Origin of the sequence: Agaribacter marinus (genome assembly GCF_030160655.1) — a bacterium.
Classification (GTDB): domain Bacteria; phylum Pseudomonadota; class Gammaproteobacteria; order Enterobacterales; family Alteromonadaceae; genus Glaciecola; species Glaciecola marina.
This window is the reverse complement of record NZ_BSOT01000006.1, coordinates 468621-486563: the sequence shown is the minus strand read 5'-3', so window position 1 is coordinate 486563 and position 17943 is coordinate 468621. Positions and strand designations below refer to the sequence as shown.

The 17943-nt window shown below is 40.2% G+C and carries 22 protein-coding genes; 6 read left to right on the top strand and 16 right to left on the bottom strand.

Features of this window, described 5'->3' with window-relative positions; all coding sequences use genetic code 11:
- The first annotated feature begins 71 nt into the window (after positions 1-71).
- The 6 genes from QQK00_RS12920 (at position 72) to QQK00_RS12895 (ending at position 8471) form a co-directional block, all read left to right on the top strand.
- Positions 72-3473 (top strand): ATP-binding protein, encoded by a 3402-nt coding sequence (locus QQK00_RS12920; protein ID WP_284217993.1) that lies wholly within the window; start codon positions 72-74, stop codon positions 3471-3473.
- Positions 3466-4353: a response regulator transcription factor gene (locus QQK00_RS12915; protein ID WP_284217992.1), complete on the top strand. Its 888-nt coding sequence runs from the start codon at positions 3466-3468 to the stop codon at positions 4351-4353. Before QQK00_RS12920 ends, QQK00_RS12915 begins: the two co-directional genes overlap by 8 nt.
- 136 nt (positions 4354-4489) lie before the next feature.
- The gene (locus QQK00_RS12910) at positions 4490-5596 is read left to right on the top strand and encodes a hypothetical protein (RefSeq protein ID WP_284218320.1); all 1107 of its coding nucleotides are present in this window, start codon (positions 4490-4492) and stop codon (positions 5594-5596) included.
- Between the two features lie 79 nt (positions 5597-5675).
- Positions 5676-6749: a Gfo/Idh/MocA family protein gene (locus tag QQK00_RS12905; RefSeq protein WP_284217991.1), complete on the top strand. Its 1074-nt coding sequence runs from the start codon at positions 5676-5678 to the stop codon at positions 6747-6749.
- Positions 6750-6790: 41 nt separating this feature from the next.
- Positions 6791-7630: an alpha/beta hydrolase gene (locus QQK00_RS12900; RefSeq protein ID WP_284217990.1), complete on the top strand. Its 840-nt coding sequence runs from the start codon at positions 6791-6793 to the stop codon at positions 7628-7630.
- 92 nt (positions 7631-7722) lie between these two features.
- Positions 7723-8471 (top strand): IS5 family transposase gene (locus tag QQK00_RS12895; protein WP_284217989.1). Its coding sequence is split into 2 segments (ribosomal slippage): positions 7723-7954 and positions 7954-8471, totalling 750 coding nucleotides; the frame shifts between segments, so codons are not numbered across the junction.
- On the opposite strand, the gene QQK00_RS12890 is transcribed toward QQK00_RS12895, so the two are convergent.
- The 16 genes from QQK00_RS12890 to QQK00_RS12815 form a co-directional block, all read right to left on the bottom strand.
- Positions 8460-8783, bottom strand: a complete 324-nt coding sequence (locus QQK00_RS12890; protein ID WP_284217988.1) for a hypothetical protein — start codon at positions 8781-8783, stop codon at positions 8460-8462. The two genes, QQK00_RS12895 and QQK00_RS12890, sit on opposite strands and share 12 nt — an antisense overlap.
- A gap of 458 nt (positions 8784-9241) precedes the next feature.
- Complete coding sequence (locus QQK00_RS12885; RefSeq protein WP_284218319.1) at positions 9242-9892, bottom strand: alpha/beta hydrolase; 651 nt, start codon at positions 9890-9892, stop codon at positions 9242-9244.
- A 29-nt stretch (positions 9893-9921) separates the two neighbouring features.
- A complete protein-coding gene (locus QQK00_RS12880) occupies positions 9922-10758 on the bottom strand; it encodes an IS3 family transposase (protein ID WP_284217987.1) in 837 nt (278 codons plus the stop codon).
- Between the two features lie 2 nt (positions 10759-10760).
- Entirely contained in the window at positions 10761-11069 is a 309-nt protein-coding gene (locus QQK00_RS12875) for a transposase (protein WP_284217986.1), read from the bottom strand.
- 557 nt (positions 11070-11626) lie between these two features.
- A complete protein-coding gene (locus QQK00_RS12870; protein ID WP_284217985.1) occupies positions 11627-12100 on the bottom strand; it encodes a hypothetical protein in 474 nt (157 codons plus the stop codon).
- Positions 12087-12725 (bottom strand): hypothetical protein, encoded by a 639-nt coding sequence (locus QQK00_RS12865; RefSeq protein ID WP_284217984.1) that lies wholly within the window; start codon positions 12723-12725, stop codon positions 12087-12089. The genes QQK00_RS12870 and QQK00_RS12865 overlap by 14 nt, the downstream gene beginning before the upstream one ends.
- A gap of 17 nt (positions 12726-12742) precedes the next feature.
- On the bottom strand, positions 12743-13282 hold the full coding sequence (locus tag QQK00_RS12860; RefSeq protein ID WP_284217983.1) for a hypothetical protein: 540 nt from the start codon (positions 13280-13282) through the stop codon (positions 12743-12745).
- Between the two features lies 1 nt (position 13283).
- A complete protein-coding gene (locus QQK00_RS12855; protein WP_284217982.1) occupies positions 13284-13907 on the bottom strand; it encodes a hypothetical protein in 624 nt (207 codons plus the stop codon).
- A 62-nt stretch (positions 13908-13969) separates the two neighbouring features.
- Positions 13970-14308, bottom strand: coding sequence for a hypothetical protein (locus QQK00_RS12850; RefSeq protein WP_284217981.1), 339 nt, complete (start codon positions 14306-14308; stop codon positions 13970-13972).
- A 335-nt stretch (positions 14309-14643) separates the two neighbouring features.
- Positions 14644-14946, bottom strand: a complete 303-nt coding sequence (locus tag QQK00_RS12845) for a hypothetical protein (RefSeq protein ID WP_284217980.1) — start codon at positions 14944-14946, stop codon at positions 14644-14646.
- A 236-nt stretch (positions 14947-15182) separates the two neighbouring features.
- Positions 15183-15365 (bottom strand): hypothetical protein, encoded by a 183-nt coding sequence (locus QQK00_RS12840; protein WP_284217979.1) that lies wholly within the window; start codon positions 15363-15365, stop codon positions 15183-15185.
- A gap of 14 nt (positions 15366-15379) precedes the next feature.
- Complete coding sequence (locus QQK00_RS12835; RefSeq protein ID WP_284217978.1) at positions 15380-15736, bottom strand: hypothetical protein; 357 nt, start codon at positions 15734-15736, stop codon at positions 15380-15382.
- Positions 15737-15749: 13 nt separating this feature from the next.
- Positions 15750-15923: a hypothetical protein gene (locus tag QQK00_RS12830; protein ID WP_284217977.1), complete on the bottom strand. Its 174-nt coding sequence runs from the start codon at positions 15921-15923 to the stop codon at positions 15750-15752.
- 15 nt (positions 15924-15938) lie between these two features.
- Complete coding sequence (locus QQK00_RS12825; RefSeq protein ID WP_284217976.1) at positions 15939-16247, bottom strand: helix-turn-helix domain-containing protein; 309 nt, start codon at positions 16245-16247, stop codon at positions 15939-15941.
- Between the two features lie 74 nt (positions 16248-16321).
- Entirely contained in the window at positions 16322-16654 is a 333-nt protein-coding gene (locus QQK00_RS12820) for a type II toxin-antitoxin system RelE/ParE family toxin (RefSeq protein WP_284217975.1), read from the bottom strand.
- 22 nt (positions 16655-16676) lie between these two features.
- Positions 16677-17396 carry a site-specific integrase gene (locus QQK00_RS12815; protein ID WP_284217974.1) on the bottom strand — a complete coding sequence of 240 codons (720 nt, stop codon included), beginning with the start codon at positions 17394-17396 and terminating at the stop codon, positions 16677-16679.
- Positions 17397-17943 lie beyond the last annotated feature (547 nt).

Sequence of the window (17943 nt, the reverse complement as noted above, 5' to 3'; positions counted from 1 at the left end):
TGAATACGTGTCGTAATTGCACATATTGCGATAGATGTTTTGCACACACTTAAGAAGTTTTGGCGCCTCGAATGGATTCAAACGGAAAAATACTGTCCACACGCAGAACCTACAACAAGCTCGTCGCTAATGAGATGATGGAGGATTTTGCGCTTCGTTTTACGGCAAAACGCGCACGCATATGGTCGCTGAATAGAATCGCAAATACTGCCCTAGGCATTGTGTCATTTTTGGTACTCGAAGCTATTGGCGGCGCAATTACTATCAGTTTTGGCTTTGAAAATGCGGCATGGGCGATTTTATCTTTGGTCTTTGTGATATTTCTGACCGGCTTACCCATTTGCTACCATGCGGCCAAAAATGGCGTTGATATTGATTTGTTAAGCCGAGGCGCTGGGTTTGGCTACATTGGTTCAACCATTGCGTCGTTGATTTACGCCTCATTTACCTTCATATTTTTTGCACTCGAAGCGGCGATCATGTCGATGGCATTGCAGCTACTATTTGATATTCCCATTGCCATTTGCTACGTAATTAGTGCACTCGTCGTATTACCACTCGTGACTCACGGCATTGCCTACATAAGTCGATTTCAAGTGTGGAGCCAGCCGATTTGGATAGTCCTTCAACTGGTTCCCTTGTATTTTGTCTTTACGCATCCCGACAGTGATTTTAAAAAATGGATTAGCTATACGGGTAACGCTGGCGAAGACGGCAAAGGGTTTAACTTAATGCTATTTGGTGCAGCATCAGCTGTACTTTTGTCACTCGTTGCGCAAATTGGCGAACAAGTCGATTTTTTGCGTTTTTTACCTGAAAAACCACAAAAAAATAAACATCAATGGTGGGCGGCACTCGTCATTGCAGGCCCAGGTTGGATAATATTTGGCGCAATGAAACTATTTTTGGGTTCATTTTTAGCCTACTTTGCCTTAAAACAAGGCATAGCACCCAATGTCGCTGATGACCCAGCACACATGTACAACCTAGCCTTCAGTTTAGTATTTGAGAATCCTGAATTCAGTCTGCTCGTTGCCTGTAGTTTTGTAGTGATTTCGCAATTAAAAATCAATGTAGCCAATGCATATGCTGGCTCATTAGCTTGGTCCAATTTTTTCTCTCGCGTCACGCACAACCACCCTGGGCGAGTTGTTTGGATGGTATTTAACGTGGCAATTGCTTTGCTATTGATGGAGCTGGATATTTATCAAACCATTGAAAGCATGTTATCGGTCTATTCTGTCGTAGTCCTTGCTTGGTTAAGTTCTGTCGTCGCTGATTTAGTTATCAATAAGCCACTAGGCATTAGCCCCAAACACATCGAGTTTAAACGCTCTCACTTATACGATATTAATCCGGTTGGCGTATGCTCTATGTTTATCGCCACATTTGTTGGCTTCACCGGACATTTAGGCTGGTACGGAGAGACCGTACAAGCCTTAGCATCGTTCATTGCATGCGGCCTGCCGTTCATCACCGTGCCACTCATCGGTTATCTAACCAAAGGAAAGTATTACCTTGTCGATAATAAAATTACGGTTTACACAGCGCCTAAGACTTGTTACATCTGTGAAAATACCTTTGATCAAGAGGACATGACCTATTGCCCCGCATATAAGAATCCAATTTGTTCCTTATGTTGCTCACTAGACGTTCGCTGCGGGGATAAGTGCCGCCCAGAAGGCACAATATTCAGCCAATCCCATCACTTTTTTAAACGCTTTTTAAACACTAAATTACTGAACCAAATGACGAGTTCTACAGCCCAGTTCATATACATGACACTGGGCTTAGGTTCTGTAGGTGCCTCAATTCTATTTTTAATCTATTTGCAAATTCCAGCGGAAGATACCAACGTGCAAACGGTGTTGGGCAATACCCTTATCAAGACCTTCTTTTTCATGTTGATCATTATCGGTATTGTCAGTTGGTTGTTCATTTTGGCGCGGTCGAGCAACCGTATAGCATTAAACGAATTACGATCACAAACGTCAGCCTTAGCGACCGAAATAGACGCTCACGAGAGTACATCAAGAGCCCTCAAAGATGCTAAAGATTTTGCGGAATCAGCAAACCAAGCGAAAAGTCGTTATTTAGCGGGCCTAAGCCATGAACTTCGCACTCCCTTAAACGTGCTGTTGGGATATGCTCAATTGCTAAGTCAGGACGCAGATATTCCGGTAAACCAGCAGAACTCCTTGAACATTATAAAGCGCAATGGCGAACACCTCGCAGATTTAATTGAAGGGCTATTAGAGATTTCAAAAATCGAAGCCGGCAGACTTTCTCTCCATAAAGACGAATTTAACTTAAAGGCAATCTTACAACAATTGGTCGATATGTTTGCGATGCAAGCAAAACAAAAAGGCTTAGATTTTCTGTACAAACCTTCGGGTAATTTGCCTAACGTTGTCGCCACAGACAAGCAACGTTTTCGACAGGTACTGATAAATCTGATTTCTAATGCGATAAAATACACTCAACAAGGCACAGTCACCTTAGAAGTATCTTACCGAAATGAGGTCATCAATTTTAATATTATAGATACCGGGATGGGGATAGCACAAAAAGACCAAGAAACCATTTTTAAACCCTTTGAGCAAATTAGAAACACGTATACTCAAGGTATTGGCGGCACCGGTTTAGGCTTAACCATATCTCGTTCACTCATTCACTTAATGGGCGGCGATATTACACTGCATAGCCAAGTCGGAAAAGGCAGTACATTTAATGTAAAACTCATGCTCCCCCAAATTCAACACAAGGCAACACCGCTTGAAATTGAGAGTAAACAGGTAATTGCTTACATTGGCCCCCCTAAGCATGTGTTGGTAGTTGATGACGATCCCTCACAGCAACAACTGATGCGAGAGTTGTTAACCCCCCTTGGCTTTTCAATATATAACGCAATCGACGCAAAAACCGGCTTTGAATATTTAGAAGAAGAACATATCGATTTAATATTACTCGATGTAAGAATGCCAGTGATGGATGGATGGGAAATGCTAAAGTTGTTGCGTGAGCAAGAACATAAGTTACCAGTGGTGATGGTGTCTGCAAACGTCAGGGAAAATGACATTAATCTTGCGGCTAAAGGCCTTCATGATGCATATATTGCCAAACCCTTTAATCTAGATATTTTACTAGCCAAAATTGGGGAGTTGTTAAATTTATCATGGCAATACAAGTCTAAAACAAACGAAAACAACGCCTTAGGCGTTGACATTTCAATTGACACGTCAATCAATGACAAGATGGAGCAATGTAATAAACCGACGTTAGAGACAAGCGACTACGAACAACTTATTGGCTTAGCAGAAATTGGATTTCTGTCTGGCTTTAGCGAAAAACTTAACGATTTACAGGCATCACACAACATACCGGACACAATGGTAAAACAACTCAATATATATGTTGAGCAATGCAATTTTCCCGAAATTATTCAATACCTAAAAGAAGCTAGCCATGAATAATAAGCTACAAGAAATTGTTTTAGTTGTAGATGACTCTCCTGAATCTTTAGGCATGCTAAACATTGCCTTAAACAAACAAGGCTATACTGCTTTGGTCGCATTAAGTGGCATGCAAGCGCTATCGATTGTTGAAAAGATTGAACCTGATGTGATTTTACTAGACGCGATAATGCCAGAACTCGATGGCTTTGAAACATGCAAACGACTCAAACAAGTCTTGCCCAATACCCCCGTCATCTTTATGACGGGACTAACGGACGTTGAAGACGTTGTGCGTGGCTTTGAGGCAGGTGGAAGTGACTATGTCACCAAACCAATGAACCCCGACGAAGTAATTGCCCGAATCAAAACACACATCCAGACCGCAAACCTAACCTTAAGTGCACAAAACGCCTTGGACAACGCCGGGAGCAATGTATTTTGCGTGACAAATGAAGGGCGGCTTTCATGGGCAACGCCACATGTTCATGAGTTGGTCGAAGCCGTTGCTGGAGACGACAAAGTACCTTGGGCGACATTGGCTACGCATATTAGCCAATGGATTAAAAGGGACACCGCGACAACACTTAACATTGATTGTTTTGATGGCCCACTAGAAATAAGCTATGAGAACGAACAAAAATCCTTGCACCTATTGCGAATTAAAGAAACAAAACAACAAAAAACACCTGCCGATTTACAACAAAACTTACCCATCACTAAACGAGAATCTGAGGTGTTGTATTGGGTCTCATATGCCAAAACTAGCTGGGAAATTTCTCAAATATTGGATATGAGTCCACGCACCGTCAACAAACACCTACAGCAAATTTACAAAAAGCTGGGCGTAGATAATCGCACGGCAGCGGCTGCAATTTCGATTCGCATCTTAGAGTCGTAGACGCGCTATATGTGCTGCATTCTTTATTCTACCTTCCCAGACAATTACGCGGTAAGCCATTGCTTCAATTGATAAAAGCGCATACGATGGATATAGCTTGTTAAAAACAAATAAGAAAGGAAATCAAGCACTCCGCATGACTCATCGACCGCTAATCAAGCACATACGAGACCACGATGCACTTTTTACCGAGTTAGCACTGCTAAGAAATGGCTTCGCCTCATCTATTGGTCTTAATCAGCACGCGTATCACAAAGTACCCAAATTTGTTGCACCTGATGGTAGGCGGTTAACAATAGAACCTGAGCGCAGTATTATTGTGCCAAACTATAAAGATCTGAAAAACGTTAAAACCCTGCTCGAAAAAAACATTGCCGGTTTTTCAATCATTAACGGTAGTGACATTGGTTTTCGATATCCAACGGCGGCAATTGCAGGGCTAGACGCCCCTTATATAAAACGTTTTCGCTCTGAGTTTTTTCACCGTGTGGATGAAAATAGAAGCATTTGTCGGCCACTTAATTTATCGGTAGGTATAAAAAGTCGCGGCAAAGGGGACAACAGAGAGGAGTATGAAGTATGGGTGCCTGATGAGTATTTGGCACAAGACCCTACGCCACTTTTCATCGAAAAATATGGCGAAGACTTACCCGATGAAATACGGGAATTTGCCGGCACAAATAGCTACGTTTATGGGTGGATGGGCGTAAAACGCGCCGCATTCGAAGCCATTTATACCAACACAGCGCTCATTGGTGATTTGGCAATCGTCATTGGCCTATCAGTTGACGCCTACAACATTGGTGCCAGACCCGATTTGTCCTACTCTCCCATAGTCGATAGTTCCATTGCCGTAGGCAATGCAGAATTCGAATGGGAAGTGATGGGGTTTTATGAACCCAAAGGTGCGCATACCGGACATGATCAAATTTGGCAAGCAATTGAGCTAGCTATCGAAGCGGTAGACGCGCCCCTGCGCAGCACCTACACAAATCTACTCCCAATTCAAGAAAGTAAAACAGAACGCATATTGTCAACGATAAATTCTTTAGGGGTGAGTGAAGAAGAAATCAAAGCACTAAATTTGAAGCCTTGGGAATTTTTAGAAACTGAGAGCGAGCATCGTCGAAAGGCTAACGATCCAAGTCGCACTGTCAACTTGCTAGGCCGGTTGAATCGATTGTTTTATCAAACTGACCATCACCTTCCCTCGCTCAAAGAAATCCATGACTTGATTGTATAAGAAGAATAGTTGGCAAGTATCACTCGCTGTGCTTAACTAAGATTTGAGCATTGATAAACCTACCGCCTAGGAGCAAAAAATGCCTATTAGCCGTCGTCAGTTTATCGCCGGAACACTTGCAGGACTCAGCGTTAATCCAATCGTTGGCGTTGCCGCGCCTAGCAAAAAAGTTGGCGTGGCGTTATTGGGCTTAGGTTATTACAGCACAGACGTACTCGCACCAGCATTTAAGTTTACCAAGCATTGCAAACTCAAAGGTATTGTTACCGGATCGCCGAGCAAAATCCCCTCATGGCAAACGCGATACGGTATCTCAGACGGCAATGTATATACTTATGACAACATGCACAGCATTGCAAATAACGACGAAATAGATGTTGTATATGTTGTAACACCCACCGCTACACATTTAAAGTTTGCGCTGATGGCCGCTGCCGCAGGAAAGCACGTTTGGTGCGAAAAACCCATGGCAATGACCGTCAAGGAATGTCAAGGAATGATAACGGCATGCAAGAAAAACAACGTGAAACTCAGCATTGGCTACCGTATGCAACATGAACCAAATACGCGTGCAATGGCTGAACTAGGCGCAACAAACCCGTTTGGAAACATACAAGCAGTGAGTGCATTTGCAGGATATGCGGGGCGAGCAGGCCCTTCTGACTATTGGCGAATGAAACCAGAAATGGGTGGTGGCGCGCTATATGACATGGGCGTTTACGCAATAAATGGCGTGCGTTACGTGACAGGTCTTGAACCTACCGCAGTAAAAGCACGCATTGAACATACCGCTGGTTTTGACCATGTCGATGCCACGACATATTTTACTTTGCAACTTCCCTCGGGGGTTGAAGCGGACTGCGGCACTAGCGTTGTAAAAGGCTTCAATCATCTAAAAATACAATGCAAAAATGGCTGGTATGAGCTAAACCCCATGCAGCCGTATTCGGGCGTTGTTGCCAAGTCGTCTACTGGCTTGGTTTTACCCGCATTCGAGGGCAATCAACAAGCAAAACAAATGGATGACGACGCCCTCGCTATCTTGCTAGACAAAGCCGTTATGGTGCCAGGAGAAGAAGGCTTGAAAGATATCAATATTGTTGAAAAAGCTTTTATATCTGCCAACAGTAATCAAGCGTTTGTAAACGTATGACAGTATTCAATACCGCTCGGTTGTTATGCTTATGTTGTGTGATGACGATAGTTACCAGCGCATTCGCCAATGCACAAAGCGACACGTGCAGCCATGTATTGGATGAATATACGCAAATAGACACTGATTTACGTATTGCTATTACGCAGTGTGACAATAAACCACCCAAAGCAATCGCCCTATTTATTACCGGTTGGGCGGCTCACCTAGATGGTGTCGGCGACTTGTTTGTTGATACAGCGAAAGCGTTTGCGCATATGGGAATTGTATCGCTAAGAACAGATATAAGGGGCGAAAGCGAACAAGAGAAATCTAATTATACGCTGACTAGCACTTATGCAAGCAGAGTACACGACGCGCAGATAGCGTTAGGACACCTAAAAAAACAATTCCCCTCGTTGCCAGTCATTGTCTTAGGGCACAGTTTAGGTGGTACAACTGCATTATCGCTAGCGGCGAATGATGAAAACCGCATCGATAACTTGGTGTTATGGTCATACGCAGGCAATCCCGACAGCTTGTTTCCGCGCATGTTGAGCGAACAACAACATCGAGAGGTAATGACTCAAGGCAGTGTAACGCTGAATACTTGGGCCAACTTAATCATTACGAAAGAACACTACTTGGGCATGAATGCAGCAGATATTTACCCGCCCTTACGCTGTTTTACAGGAAAACTGCTGTATCTTGTTGGCTCCGACGAACCTCAAATATACGAAGAGTCACGTTTATATGACAACCTAGTCAATGCAGAACGTGTGGAAAAAGTGCTCGTTGTGGGCGCTGACCACATTTACAACGTGTTCGATTCATCAAAAACTCATTCACAGCGAGTAATACAAATAACCCGCGATTGGCTGAAAGATACTGTTTTGGAATAAACGCTATTTAGGGCGTGTTGATCTTTGGTAAGTAAATTAAAAGTCGGCAATTTCGTATAATATTTTCGCCAAAAACAACTAACGAAATTGCCATGCCCAGATTAATGCTCACAGATGAACACTGGTCTAAGCTGCGAACTATATTGCTTGAAGACCGTGTATATGACAAGCCAGAACATAGACAAACTATGGAAGGGATTCTTTATCGAATGCGAGTCGGTTGCCCTTGGCAGGATTTACCCGACACATTTGGCTTATGGAATACCATTTTCAGGCGCTTTTTACTTTGGACTCGAAAAGGTATTTTGCAGCGACTTTTTAAAAGCTGATTTCTGAGCCTGATTTCGAATGGATATTTATTGACGGCAGTATCGTTAAAGCACATCAACACAGTGCTGGAGCAAGCTCAAAATATGATGAAGCTATAGGCAAAAGCAAAGGTGGCAATACAAGTAAAATACACTTAGCTGTAGATAGTTACGGATTACCCATTGAGTTTACGATTACAGGCGGACAACCTCATGACAGTAAAGCAGCGAAACCGTTGATAGATATGTTGCCGTATGCAAATTACATCATCGCTGATAAAGGATACGATAGCGAGGCTATTCGAGAACAAGTAAGGGGGAGAAATTCAATACCGAATATTCCTAGAAAATCGAACTCAAAGGTAGGTAATGACGATATTGACTGGTGTCTATACAAATATCGTCATTTAGTCGAGAATACGTTTGAAAAGCTCAAAAAGTACCGAGCAATAGCCACTCGGTACGATAAACTCAAAGCCAATTATGAAAGCATGGTCGCTTTGGCTTGTATTATGTGTTGGTTACCTATGTGAAAGATCAACACGCCCTAATCTACTGTCAATTTTAGTATCAACATTTGCTTGATAGTTCAAGGATGTTTTTCTATCCGAGAGTTTTTGATAAGCCAATTTAATCAGTTTATCCAGAACGTCAATTGTACCATCGTAAGGTAGTGGCTGATCATCTGGCTGGCACATTAGGGTCAGCATATTCAAAATCATTGAAGAGTGATTGGATAGTGGGAATCTCAAACCAAGCTGAGTATCAAACATATTTATTGCATGTTTGCTCGTATTTGACACGCGTTCATAAATGGCTAAATGTCTTTGTGATACAGGTAGCATTGAACGAACAAGTTTGTATTAGCTCAGACTTCATCTAACACATTGAAATTGAGAGCTCAACCAGACTCGACAGTCTGTTTGACTTCCTTTGCGGACGCATAGAGTAGGTATTTTTTGTTGCTGTTTTCTATCTTGAATGACAAAAATGGGCAGTTAGGCGACTGTCAGTATTTTTTACATTTTGACGATTTTGAGCGAGAAAGAGCCATTGGCAACTAACGAAACTGATCACCGCTAAGGACAAACAGCGGAAGTTGAAATTTCTGGTTTTGAGCTTCTGAATCGTGCAAATGTACGGACATCTCAAATGAAAAGCCTCCGAATTTACTGGTGAGATTCCGTGCACTTATTATCTGAATTTGCGAACTCGAAGAAGTAAACTTATAGGCAGCTATTTTGTCACCTAGATAGCTGTTTAATGAATAAAATTATATTTCCGTGAAGTACGCTAAAAATTACTATTCTTTCAACCAAGCGGTTAACTTAAGTAGTATTTGATGGTTATCGATTAAATACGAATGGTTAATGTCGTCGTACTCAGTATATTTATTAAAGTGGTGGTGATTATTGTCTGCGTCGGGCGTTGAGTTTTTGATGTTACTGCTGTACTCCAACACAAGGCCATCATTAGGCTTATCTTCGAACCATTTTTGGATTTTCCAATTTGCTATATAACTTTTAAAAAAGCTACCATAATCTAACCATTTTTTCCCACCGGAAACACTGAAAATTTTAATGTCCTTCAAGCTATCTGAATCTCTTTGTAATTTATCAATGAGGCATTGGCCGTTTGTATTGTCCTTCTTAGTTAACTCTTTTGCCGAATTTGCATTCGGCGTAAACCCCTTCATTTTTGAACTTATCGACTCTCCCCAGTGAATCATGTGACCTATAACCTGAGCATCGTAGAGTGTTCCATCATGAGGTGTTCCCAGTGTCACTATTTTTGACACATACTTTTTACTGCCTGTTAGTTGGCATAGTGCTCGCGCGACTAACCCCCCCATACTATGAGCTACTATGTATAGGGACTTTTCTTGGATACAATCTTTTTTAATTTCATTGAAACTTTCAATAATTGCATGCAGATTATCGGCCGCAGCTTTGATGTAACGGTCTAATGATCTTAGACACCCAGTTAGGCTGTTTTTAAATAGTTTAGCTCATATTCCGCTGGCGATATATTGCCCAGCGTAGCATGGCGCCTTTTTTGATTATAGAACGGTTCAATATAGTCTATGATATCTGCTTTAGCTGCTTGGCGTGTTTTATATCTTCTATAATTCACTCGCTCTGATTTTAAGCTTCTAAAGAAACGTTCCGTCACGGCATTGTCTAAGCAATTTCCTTTTCTACTCATACTTGACTCAATGTTGTGTTCCTCCATACATTGTTGAAACGCCGTACTTGTGTATTGCCCTCCATGAGCCGAGTGGAAAACCACTGTTTGATTAGGCTGTCGTTTGTTCACTGCTAACCTAAGTGCTCGCGTCGTTAACTCGCTATTAGGTTTATCTGAAAACGCCCAACTAATCACCCTTCGAGAGTACAAATCCATGACAATCGCTAAGTACAGCCACCCTTGGCTAGTGCGGATATAGGTAATGTCGCCAGACCAATAGCGATTAGCCCTTTCAGGATTAAATTGCCTATTTAGGCTATTAGGGGCAAGCAACGATGATTGTCCATAGCGAGGGTATCGATGCTGTTTGGGACGCTTGGCGACTAACTTAAGTTTTTTCATCAGTCGACTCACTTTGTAACGTCCAACATCAAAACCTAATTCACGTAATTCTACAACCATACGTCGAGTGCCATAAGTGGCATCCATATCCTTATGGGTCTGGCGTATAGCGGCGAGTAAACGCAGTGTCTCAGGCTTAATGGCTTTAGGTTTGCAGCGTGCATAGAAGCTACTCCTAGCCACAGGCAAACAACGGCATATTTGTTTAACGGGATATCCAGCCTTTTTCAAGTTCAGCGCGACTTGCTGCTGCCGTTCATTTCCATGGCGAAAAAGGCTGACGCTTTTTTTAACAGGTCATTGTCACTTTGGAGTTGTTTTACCTGCTTTTCAAGCGCTTGAATACGTTGTTGCTCTGGCGTAATCGCAGAGGCTGTTGGCGTAAGTCCCTGTTGCTCTTCTCGATACTGCCGAATCCAACGTTGGAGTGTGGAAAAGCCAATATTCATCGCGAGTGCTGCTTGTTTGACTTGATAACCTTGTCGAACAACGAGTTCAACACATTCTTGTTTAAATTCTGCTGAGAACGTTTTACGGCTCATATTTACCTCATTAGTTATAGGTTAGTGTACCTCTAACAAGGTGTCTAGGAAAAGTAGACCGTTACAATGCACCAGTAGAATATCTAGTGGATTATCTAAAAGAGGAAAATGTCCTTGGAGCATTTCATGAATATGAAAAAGTGGCTTCATCTTTTAAAAAATACTGTAGTATTTTATGTGATGAGGCTAACGTAGACACTATCTATGGTAAAAATGATACGATTTCATCGAAATCAAGCAGGCTGACTTTTGATTAATTTTGCCGACTAGGTTACGAGCTTAATTTCTTACAACGAAAAAAAGTCAAAAATGGGATTTTCAGTTCGACGTTTGCCACTGTTGCTAAAGACGTTGATTGTTTTTAGTACCAGACAAAACGCACATCAAGAGCAAGTCTGAGCTAGTACAAATTAAACGACTTTATAAAGTCCACTGGCGTCACGTACAAATATACCGCAACGGGCTCAGTAAATAATCCACCTTCTAAAGAAGGTGGCTTTGCGTTAACTCCCTAAAATGGAGTATTATTACAGAGCAAGCCTTGCTTGTTCTTGCTTCTATTCCTTACTCGCTTTTATTACTAGTTGTTCCATTTCCACACAGTTTTGTGGTGTGCTATACGGCCCGTTTGTGTACCCTTCTTCAAGTAAATACCCCTTGTTTTCCACTAGATATTTGACAAGCCTTTCTCTCCTAGCTTTACCATCATTGCCTTTCCCATAAGCAGAAGCGTCCACGTTACTAACTTGTTCAGCGGCACTAAATAATATTTCTGCTACGCAAAGAGTTTTCTTTTGTTCCTTCGCCAGAAGAGCTTGCGCTTTTCCGAGTTTTTCTTGGTTTTCCAAAATGGATTCTTGCATTTTTCTTGTTTCAATGTTTTCAAACGTCCAACCTATGAAACCAACAATTGCTCCCACAATTACTAGAGCGAAGCCCAACTTTTTACAGCTGCCACGAAGCTCAAGAAAAGCCCCAATAATCGTTACGAAAAATCCAATAATTGCCAATATCAAATTAAATACTTCCAAAATTTCTTGATTCCCTTGTTGATAATTTAGATAGATTTTCAGCGTTTTGCGCATCCCTGACACGCATTGCTTTCTCTACTTTTTCTATTTCTAAATCTAATCTTTTCTTAATTTCTGAAATAGCTTTGTCGTCAATTAACTGTACGTTTGAGACGGCTTCCAATTCCTTTATCAAAGAAATTGCGGTGACGCCCAAGGGCGCAAATTTTTCAATTCTTGCTTCAAAAAACTCATCCCAGTTTGGAGGAGTCGCCGCATATTCCCATACTTCAGATATATAAATATTTGAATACTCGACATCACTTGGAAATTGAAGCAATTTTTGCATTAATTTTGGTGGTAATGTTGTCCAATCAACCTCAACTGACATGGGTTCAAATTTTGGAGTATCAACCTGAGCTCTAAGGCATCCTGATTCATCTCTTTTCCCCTCATACAACCCATTGTCATTAACGACATCCAAGCAACCATAAATAAAGTTATGTAATAACGCAGAGATCTGAATTGAAAGGTATGTTCTAGCGATTTTTTCTGTTCTCTTTCGTAGATACAGGTCTTTGAAAGTGTTTAATATAACCCCCACAAAAACACCTATTAATCCGACCAGAACTGTCTCAATGTTCACCTGTATTTTATCCCTTGTCACTTTTCGAATTTACTACAAAGTGCGAAAATCTGTACATAGGCATAACCCCGAGAACCTTGAGCAACGCGTAGCGTTAGTTCAATATTGTCATGCTTTGGAGCAACAAATATATTGTACAGTAAGTCGCCAGGACGGCTTCTGTTAATAGCGTACCAAGCGCCAATTGGCTTCATACCTTGCGAACACTTTAGATCAACGATATTAATGGTTTTGTTTTGTGTAGGATCTCTATCGACTCCGGCGACATAGCGTTTCATAGTTCTATTTTTATCAACTCCAGATAAATCAGTGCCTGGCGCATAAACAGTAATCATTTCACTGACGACTTTGATTTCCGGAGTAAACGCTTGTTTAAAAGAGACAAGACTTACTACTAAGCTAGTAAAAGCTATCCCAATAGCGAATACTGCTAATGCTTTTGACTTCTTAAATTGGCCATCACTATCTGTTTGATTAGGATTATTTCTACTTTGTATCCATGCTGCTATCACTGAAGCTAAAAAACCAATAATTGCTGTTAGAATTTCAGTTGGCATCTTAATTCCTTTCTCGTAATTTAAAGCGAATCATATAGATTGCGATCAAAATCAAGAAAGATACCATCGTAGTAGGTTCGCTTACTTTTAATGTTTCGTATCCAATATGATTGAAAGCCCATACCACATTAGTATCATTTCGTGTTTGCCTTATTGTTACTGCTGTCGCTCCATTAATACCGGATGCCCCCAAATAACTCAAACCAAAACTTTCGCCAAGTTCATATATTGAATCCATTACTAATGACTCGCCGGTGTCAAAATCGATTGACCAACTGCTTTGACCAGCTACAGGCTCATTAATACCTTGAATTAAGAAAAGAGAAAATGATTGGATAGGGTCGTTAAATGAAAACGTGACTGAGCGGGAACCAAAACTTCTAGTTCGGCCATTATCTGTTAAGTGCGATATACACCATAGACCACTAATTCGACAATTAGACCCAAGTGTAACAATCGGTTCACCTAGTGAGTTTTCTCCTTGATAACCGATCCCATTTATCGTGTTGTTTGATAATACCGTGTGCAAAGTATACGATTTCCAATCTTCTACAATCAAAGTTTGAGTAGCTTGATCGAGTTCTTCAAGCGATTCATAAGTCACTAATGAGGCATGACTTTTCAAAGTTGAAACCGAGATGATTAAAAGGATGTAGCTTTTAATTTGCTTTGAAATACTCAATTTTTTTATTCCCCTGAATCTTTGACACATGCCTCGGTCCATTGAGTCATCAACATATCTAAATAAACTCTACTTGCTTCTGGGTTTTCCAAAAATTCTGACTTTTGCTCTTTTAATTGGTCTTTTAGCTCATCTTGCTGAAGCTTGTCTAAGAAAAGCAATGTGAATTCATACGTCTCTTCGATGTTGAGTTTTCTAACTGATTCTGCCAATTTATTGTATTGTGATAAGCACTGCAACGCAGATGATTTGCCTTTACTGTTTGTTTCGTCTGCAACAGCACTAAACGATAAATAGCACAAAATTATGAAACCTAACCGCCATGACAATTCCTGTAAATTCAATTCTTTATTCCTCTCTTCCTTTTTCGGAAATGGGCTGAAATATGCGTAAGTAGCTCCCATACCCAATTAAACAAATTGGCAACCAGACCAAATATTTAAATTTAATATGAATATACTCACATGCTTCATAAGTTTCGTAGCTATTTAAGAGCGACGTCCTAGTGTGGCAGTCATATTTAATTGAATACATCGCAGAATGAGAGACGTTGGTCATGAAGTTCCAATCTGATCTCCAGTTAATAAAAAAGAACATCATTAAAATGAGAAGAAGACCTACGACAATTACAAACAACCCTGTTTTGGCAGGTTCTTTTCTTAGCAATCTCATCATTTCTCTATTCCTCCGCCCTGTTAGCAAGCACTTTATCAATAATTGCCCCTGGAACGTCGTATGCATTGAGCAGCTTTATAAAGCAGTCGGGTTTATTAAAAGAAACCTCACCAAAAACATTACCTTTTCCAATAGATTCGATATGGACTTTCTCAAGCACCGCCTTGAACACCAAACCTGTTTTTACATTGAAGGCACCTTGCTCACAAGGCAGAATATCTTTACTCTGAGTTAATGCTTGGACGACATTTTGTGCCAAATTTCTGTCTTCCATTTCTTTGTCAGAAGCTTTTAAAAAATCGAGCATTTTTATTCCTTTGTCGATAATTTCTCATTTCGAAGCATAAAATTTGGATACCAAAGAAAGCATAGTATTGCTGAGCCTACACCAGCTAAACCAGCCACCCACGGTTGCTTAGGGAGAAAGAATATTGCTATGTATAGTGCTATTGCAATACATAGATAAATCCTGTGGTCCGAGGTGAGTATCGTTTCAATTAACTTTGCAAATTTGTTTTCAGCCTTTCGATGCATAAATTTTTCCTACCTGTGATTAAAGCTCTTTGGTAACCAATCTGATTCAGTTAGCTCGTCAAAATCGGGCTGGAATGTTCCCAGAATGTAATCCTGCTTAGAGATTGGTTCTATTTCCATATCTCCATCGGTTATTCTTACAACCCAAGAGCCATCTGCCAGCTTTACTTTAGCTATTCCTGTAAACTTCATCGTTTTTCCTACAGTTAACCTAATGACAAAACGTGGTCTACTAAATACCGCTTTTGAGGAACATGTTCTGGCATTACAGACAATATCCTTTTCAGCGCAGCGTGGTTTTCAGGACTAGCAATTATTTCTATAAGTTCCTGATCTGCGTGGTCTAATTTTGTCTTAACTTCCTTGTAATTTTTACTATCGAGATGTTTCTCAAACCACCCCAAGGAATTAAACGGAACAAAAAAGTTCATTTGCCAAAATGCTAGCTTTGCACGTAGGTCAAATTCATTCTTTGGTAAGTCTGACTCACTCAATGTCTGACTTTCTGGCAGAGGCAGACAGTATTTTTCATCATTTTCGTTTGATACATATTTCCAAGACATCGTAATTTTTCCTTTACGCTGATTTAGCTATTTGAGACTCAGATTCGGCATGTTCAGACATACTTAAAATGTGGTCTTCTTTATAATCAAAAATGTCTTCGTTGTCGGATTCTGCAATTTTTTTCGCAGCAAGAAAACCATCGTACCAACCATCGCCATATGCACTAATCAATTCGTCTCTAGACATAATATTTCTACTTAATTAAACCGCGACTGACTCAACAGTCATCGTGAGCTTGTTATCAACATAACTAGGCTTAAAACGAAAGCCAACGCGATACAAGCAAGTCATTAATTTATCAATACTGAACTTTTCTATACGGCCACTTTTTAAATCACTAACGCGCGGCTGTGTTAGCCCCATACGTTCTGCTGCGACTTCTTGAGACCATTTGTTAGCATCAATAATGTCACGGATAGCTATCATTAAATCTGAGCGTGTTTGAAGCTCTGAGGCTTCGGCTTTATCTTCTGTAATAGCATCAAAGATATTTGTATATTCAAGAGTCATACTAAAAACCTTATTGATTAACTTATAAACAATATATATCAGATTTGATATATATACAAGTATTGATATATTGTCTATTTAATTTCTTTTTTCATTAACTTGTAACGTTTTTTGGCTGTGTCCATCGCTTGTTTGTCTACACCATTAGTTGTTTTGGTGAACGAGTGTAATATGAATACAGTATCGGCAAATTTAGCCACGTAAATCGTTCTAAATGCTGGTCTACCGTTCTCTATTAGCTCAACCGCTCCAATACCAACGCTATCCTTTAAGTGCTTAAATTTGCTAAAAGGCTCTTTGTTTTGGCAAATTGCGTTCAGGTCATTAGAAAAGCGTTTTTGAATTGTACCAGGCAAAGCTAAAAACTCTTTTTTTGACTGACTATTAATGAATTTAAACTTCTTCATTTTTAGGGTTTAGACCTCTTATTTAATCAAGATTAAGCATAAATTTTCTACGCTTTTTAAAACTTTCTAATCGTTTTTGTTTAGTTTCTTTACGGTTAACAAACCACTCGGCAATAGGGCTATATGCTGTATAGTCCATTGCTAATATCTTGCTGATAGAGTCATCACTAAACCCTGTAACTATTGATATGTCTGTTGTACTCATACCAGAACGATAAGATTCAATAACACAGGTTCTTACGAGTGATAATCGTCTTACCCCACAATTCCAAAGCCCTGCATTTTTAATTAGCTGATCCAATACCTTATTCATTGCATGTGGACTTGTTCTTTCGCCTCGGTTTTGAATCGTAAAACCTTTGTACTCATCATTCACGAATAATTGAGCGTTAGGATTTAACCCTAGATAATGCTTGTTTGGTGTTGTGTTGATACCCGACTCGATTAACCAATTAATGTAAGTCTCAAATGAACTTTTTAATTCATCATGAGCCATTAGAATTGGTCTTTCGTTACCATCCCTTGTAATCGACTCAGGTAACACGACAAACTCGTTAAAATCACCCGCAGGAGATACAAACAAACCTATCGTTGCAAGGGTGAGTTCAATTTCTCTAAGGCCAGCAATTCCAGCCATTAGAAGTAATAATTTATTTCGATATTTGAGTTCAGATGATCGCCCGAAATTCTTACTAATCAGAGGATCATAAAGCTCATTATTTACTAAAGGTCTTCCGTCCATAAACGCAATTATAGGTGCACAGTTGCGTTTATAGTGGCAGGTTAATGCACAAACAACAAGACGAACATTAAAAACCTGTATTTTTATTGAGCTACAGGCGAGTAGGTAGGAAATTATCAAAAAACCTGAAAACTGGATGAATTGGATGTTAGGCAGATGGAGATTTAGTGATTTGTGAAAAAGCCGGAAAAGGTGGAGTTGAATTCCTTCGGGGTAATGCAAGTAAGAAATATCCAACATATGACATTTGTATAGAATACATCGATGGCGACAAGATAAAAATTGATAAAGCTCTCTGATAACATGAGTCGCATAGAGTATATTCACACAGTCAGGTTTGATGGTTTTATTCAAAAAGTTGGTTGGTATATAGGTCCAAAATGGATAGGTAAGTGGGATTTACATAGCACAAGGCTTCGCGAAATGACAAGATGTCTTGAATCCGATTACAACGTGTAAAAAAAATTGATTGAATAATCCATTGGATACAACAAAGGAGTAAAAAAATTGATTAATTCAAAGCAAATTAAAAGCTACATCTTTTTAA

What these genes read in the sequence shown, in the direction of transcription:
- QQK00_RS12920 (WP_284217993.1), top strand. Translation starts at nt 72, where the DNA reads ATGGATTCAAACGGAAAAATACTGTCCACACGCAGAACCTACAACAAG.
- QQK00_RS12915 (WP_284217992.1), top strand. Translation starts at nt 3,466, where the DNA reads ATGAATAATAAGCTACAAGAAATTGTTTTAGTTGTAGATGACTCTCCT.
- QQK00_RS12910 (WP_284218320.1), top strand. Translation starts at nt 4,490, where the DNA reads ATGACTCATCGACCGCTAATCAAGCACATACGAGACCACGATGCACTT.
- QQK00_RS12905 (WP_284217991.1), top strand. Translation starts at nt 5,676, where the DNA reads ATGCCTATTAGCCGTCGTCAGTTTATCGCCGGAACACTTGCAGGACTC.
- QQK00_RS12900 (WP_284217990.1), top strand. Translation starts at nt 6,791, where the DNA reads ATGACGATAGTTACCAGCGCATTCGCCAATGCACAAAGCGACACGTGC.
- QQK00_RS12890 (WP_284217988.1), bottom strand. Translation starts at nt 8,783, where the DNA reads ATGCTACCTGTATCACAAAGACATTTAGCCATTTATGAACGCGTGTCA.
- QQK00_RS12875 (WP_284217986.1), bottom strand. Translation starts at nt 11,069, where the DNA reads ATGAGCCGTAAAACGTTCTCAGCAGAATTTAAACAAGAATGTGTTGAA.
- QQK00_RS12860 (WP_284217983.1), bottom strand. Translation starts at nt 13,282, where the DNA reads ATGCCAACTGAAATTCTAACAGCAATTATTGGTTTTTTAGCTTCAGTG.
- QQK00_RS12845 (WP_284217980.1), bottom strand. Translation starts at nt 14,946, where the DNA reads ATGCTCGATTTTTTAAAAGCTTCTGACAAAGAAATGGAAGACAGAAAT.
- QQK00_RS12840 (WP_284217979.1), bottom strand. Translation starts at nt 15,365, where the DNA reads ATGAAGTTTACAGGAATAGCTAAAGTAAAGCTGGCAGATGGCTCTTGG.
- QQK00_RS12835 (WP_284217978.1), bottom strand. Translation starts at nt 15,736, where the DNA reads ATGTCTTGGAAATATGTATCAAACGAAAATGATGAAAAATACTGTCTG.
- QQK00_RS12830 (WP_284217977.1), bottom strand. Translation starts at nt 15,923, where the DNA reads ATGTCTAGAGACGAATTGATTAGTGCATATGGCGATGGTTGGTACGAT.
- QQK00_RS12825 (WP_284217976.1), bottom strand. Translation starts at nt 16,247, where the DNA reads ATGACTCTTGAATATACAAATATCTTTGATGCTATTACAGAAGATAAA.
- QQK00_RS12820 (WP_284217975.1), bottom strand. Translation starts at nt 16,654, where the DNA reads ATGAAGAAGTTTAAATTCATTAATAGTCAGTCAAAAAAAGAGTTTTTA.
- QQK00_RS12815 (WP_284217974.1), bottom strand. Translation starts at nt 17,396, where the DNA reads ATGGACGGAAGACCTTTAGTAAATAATGAGCTTTATGATCCTCTGATT.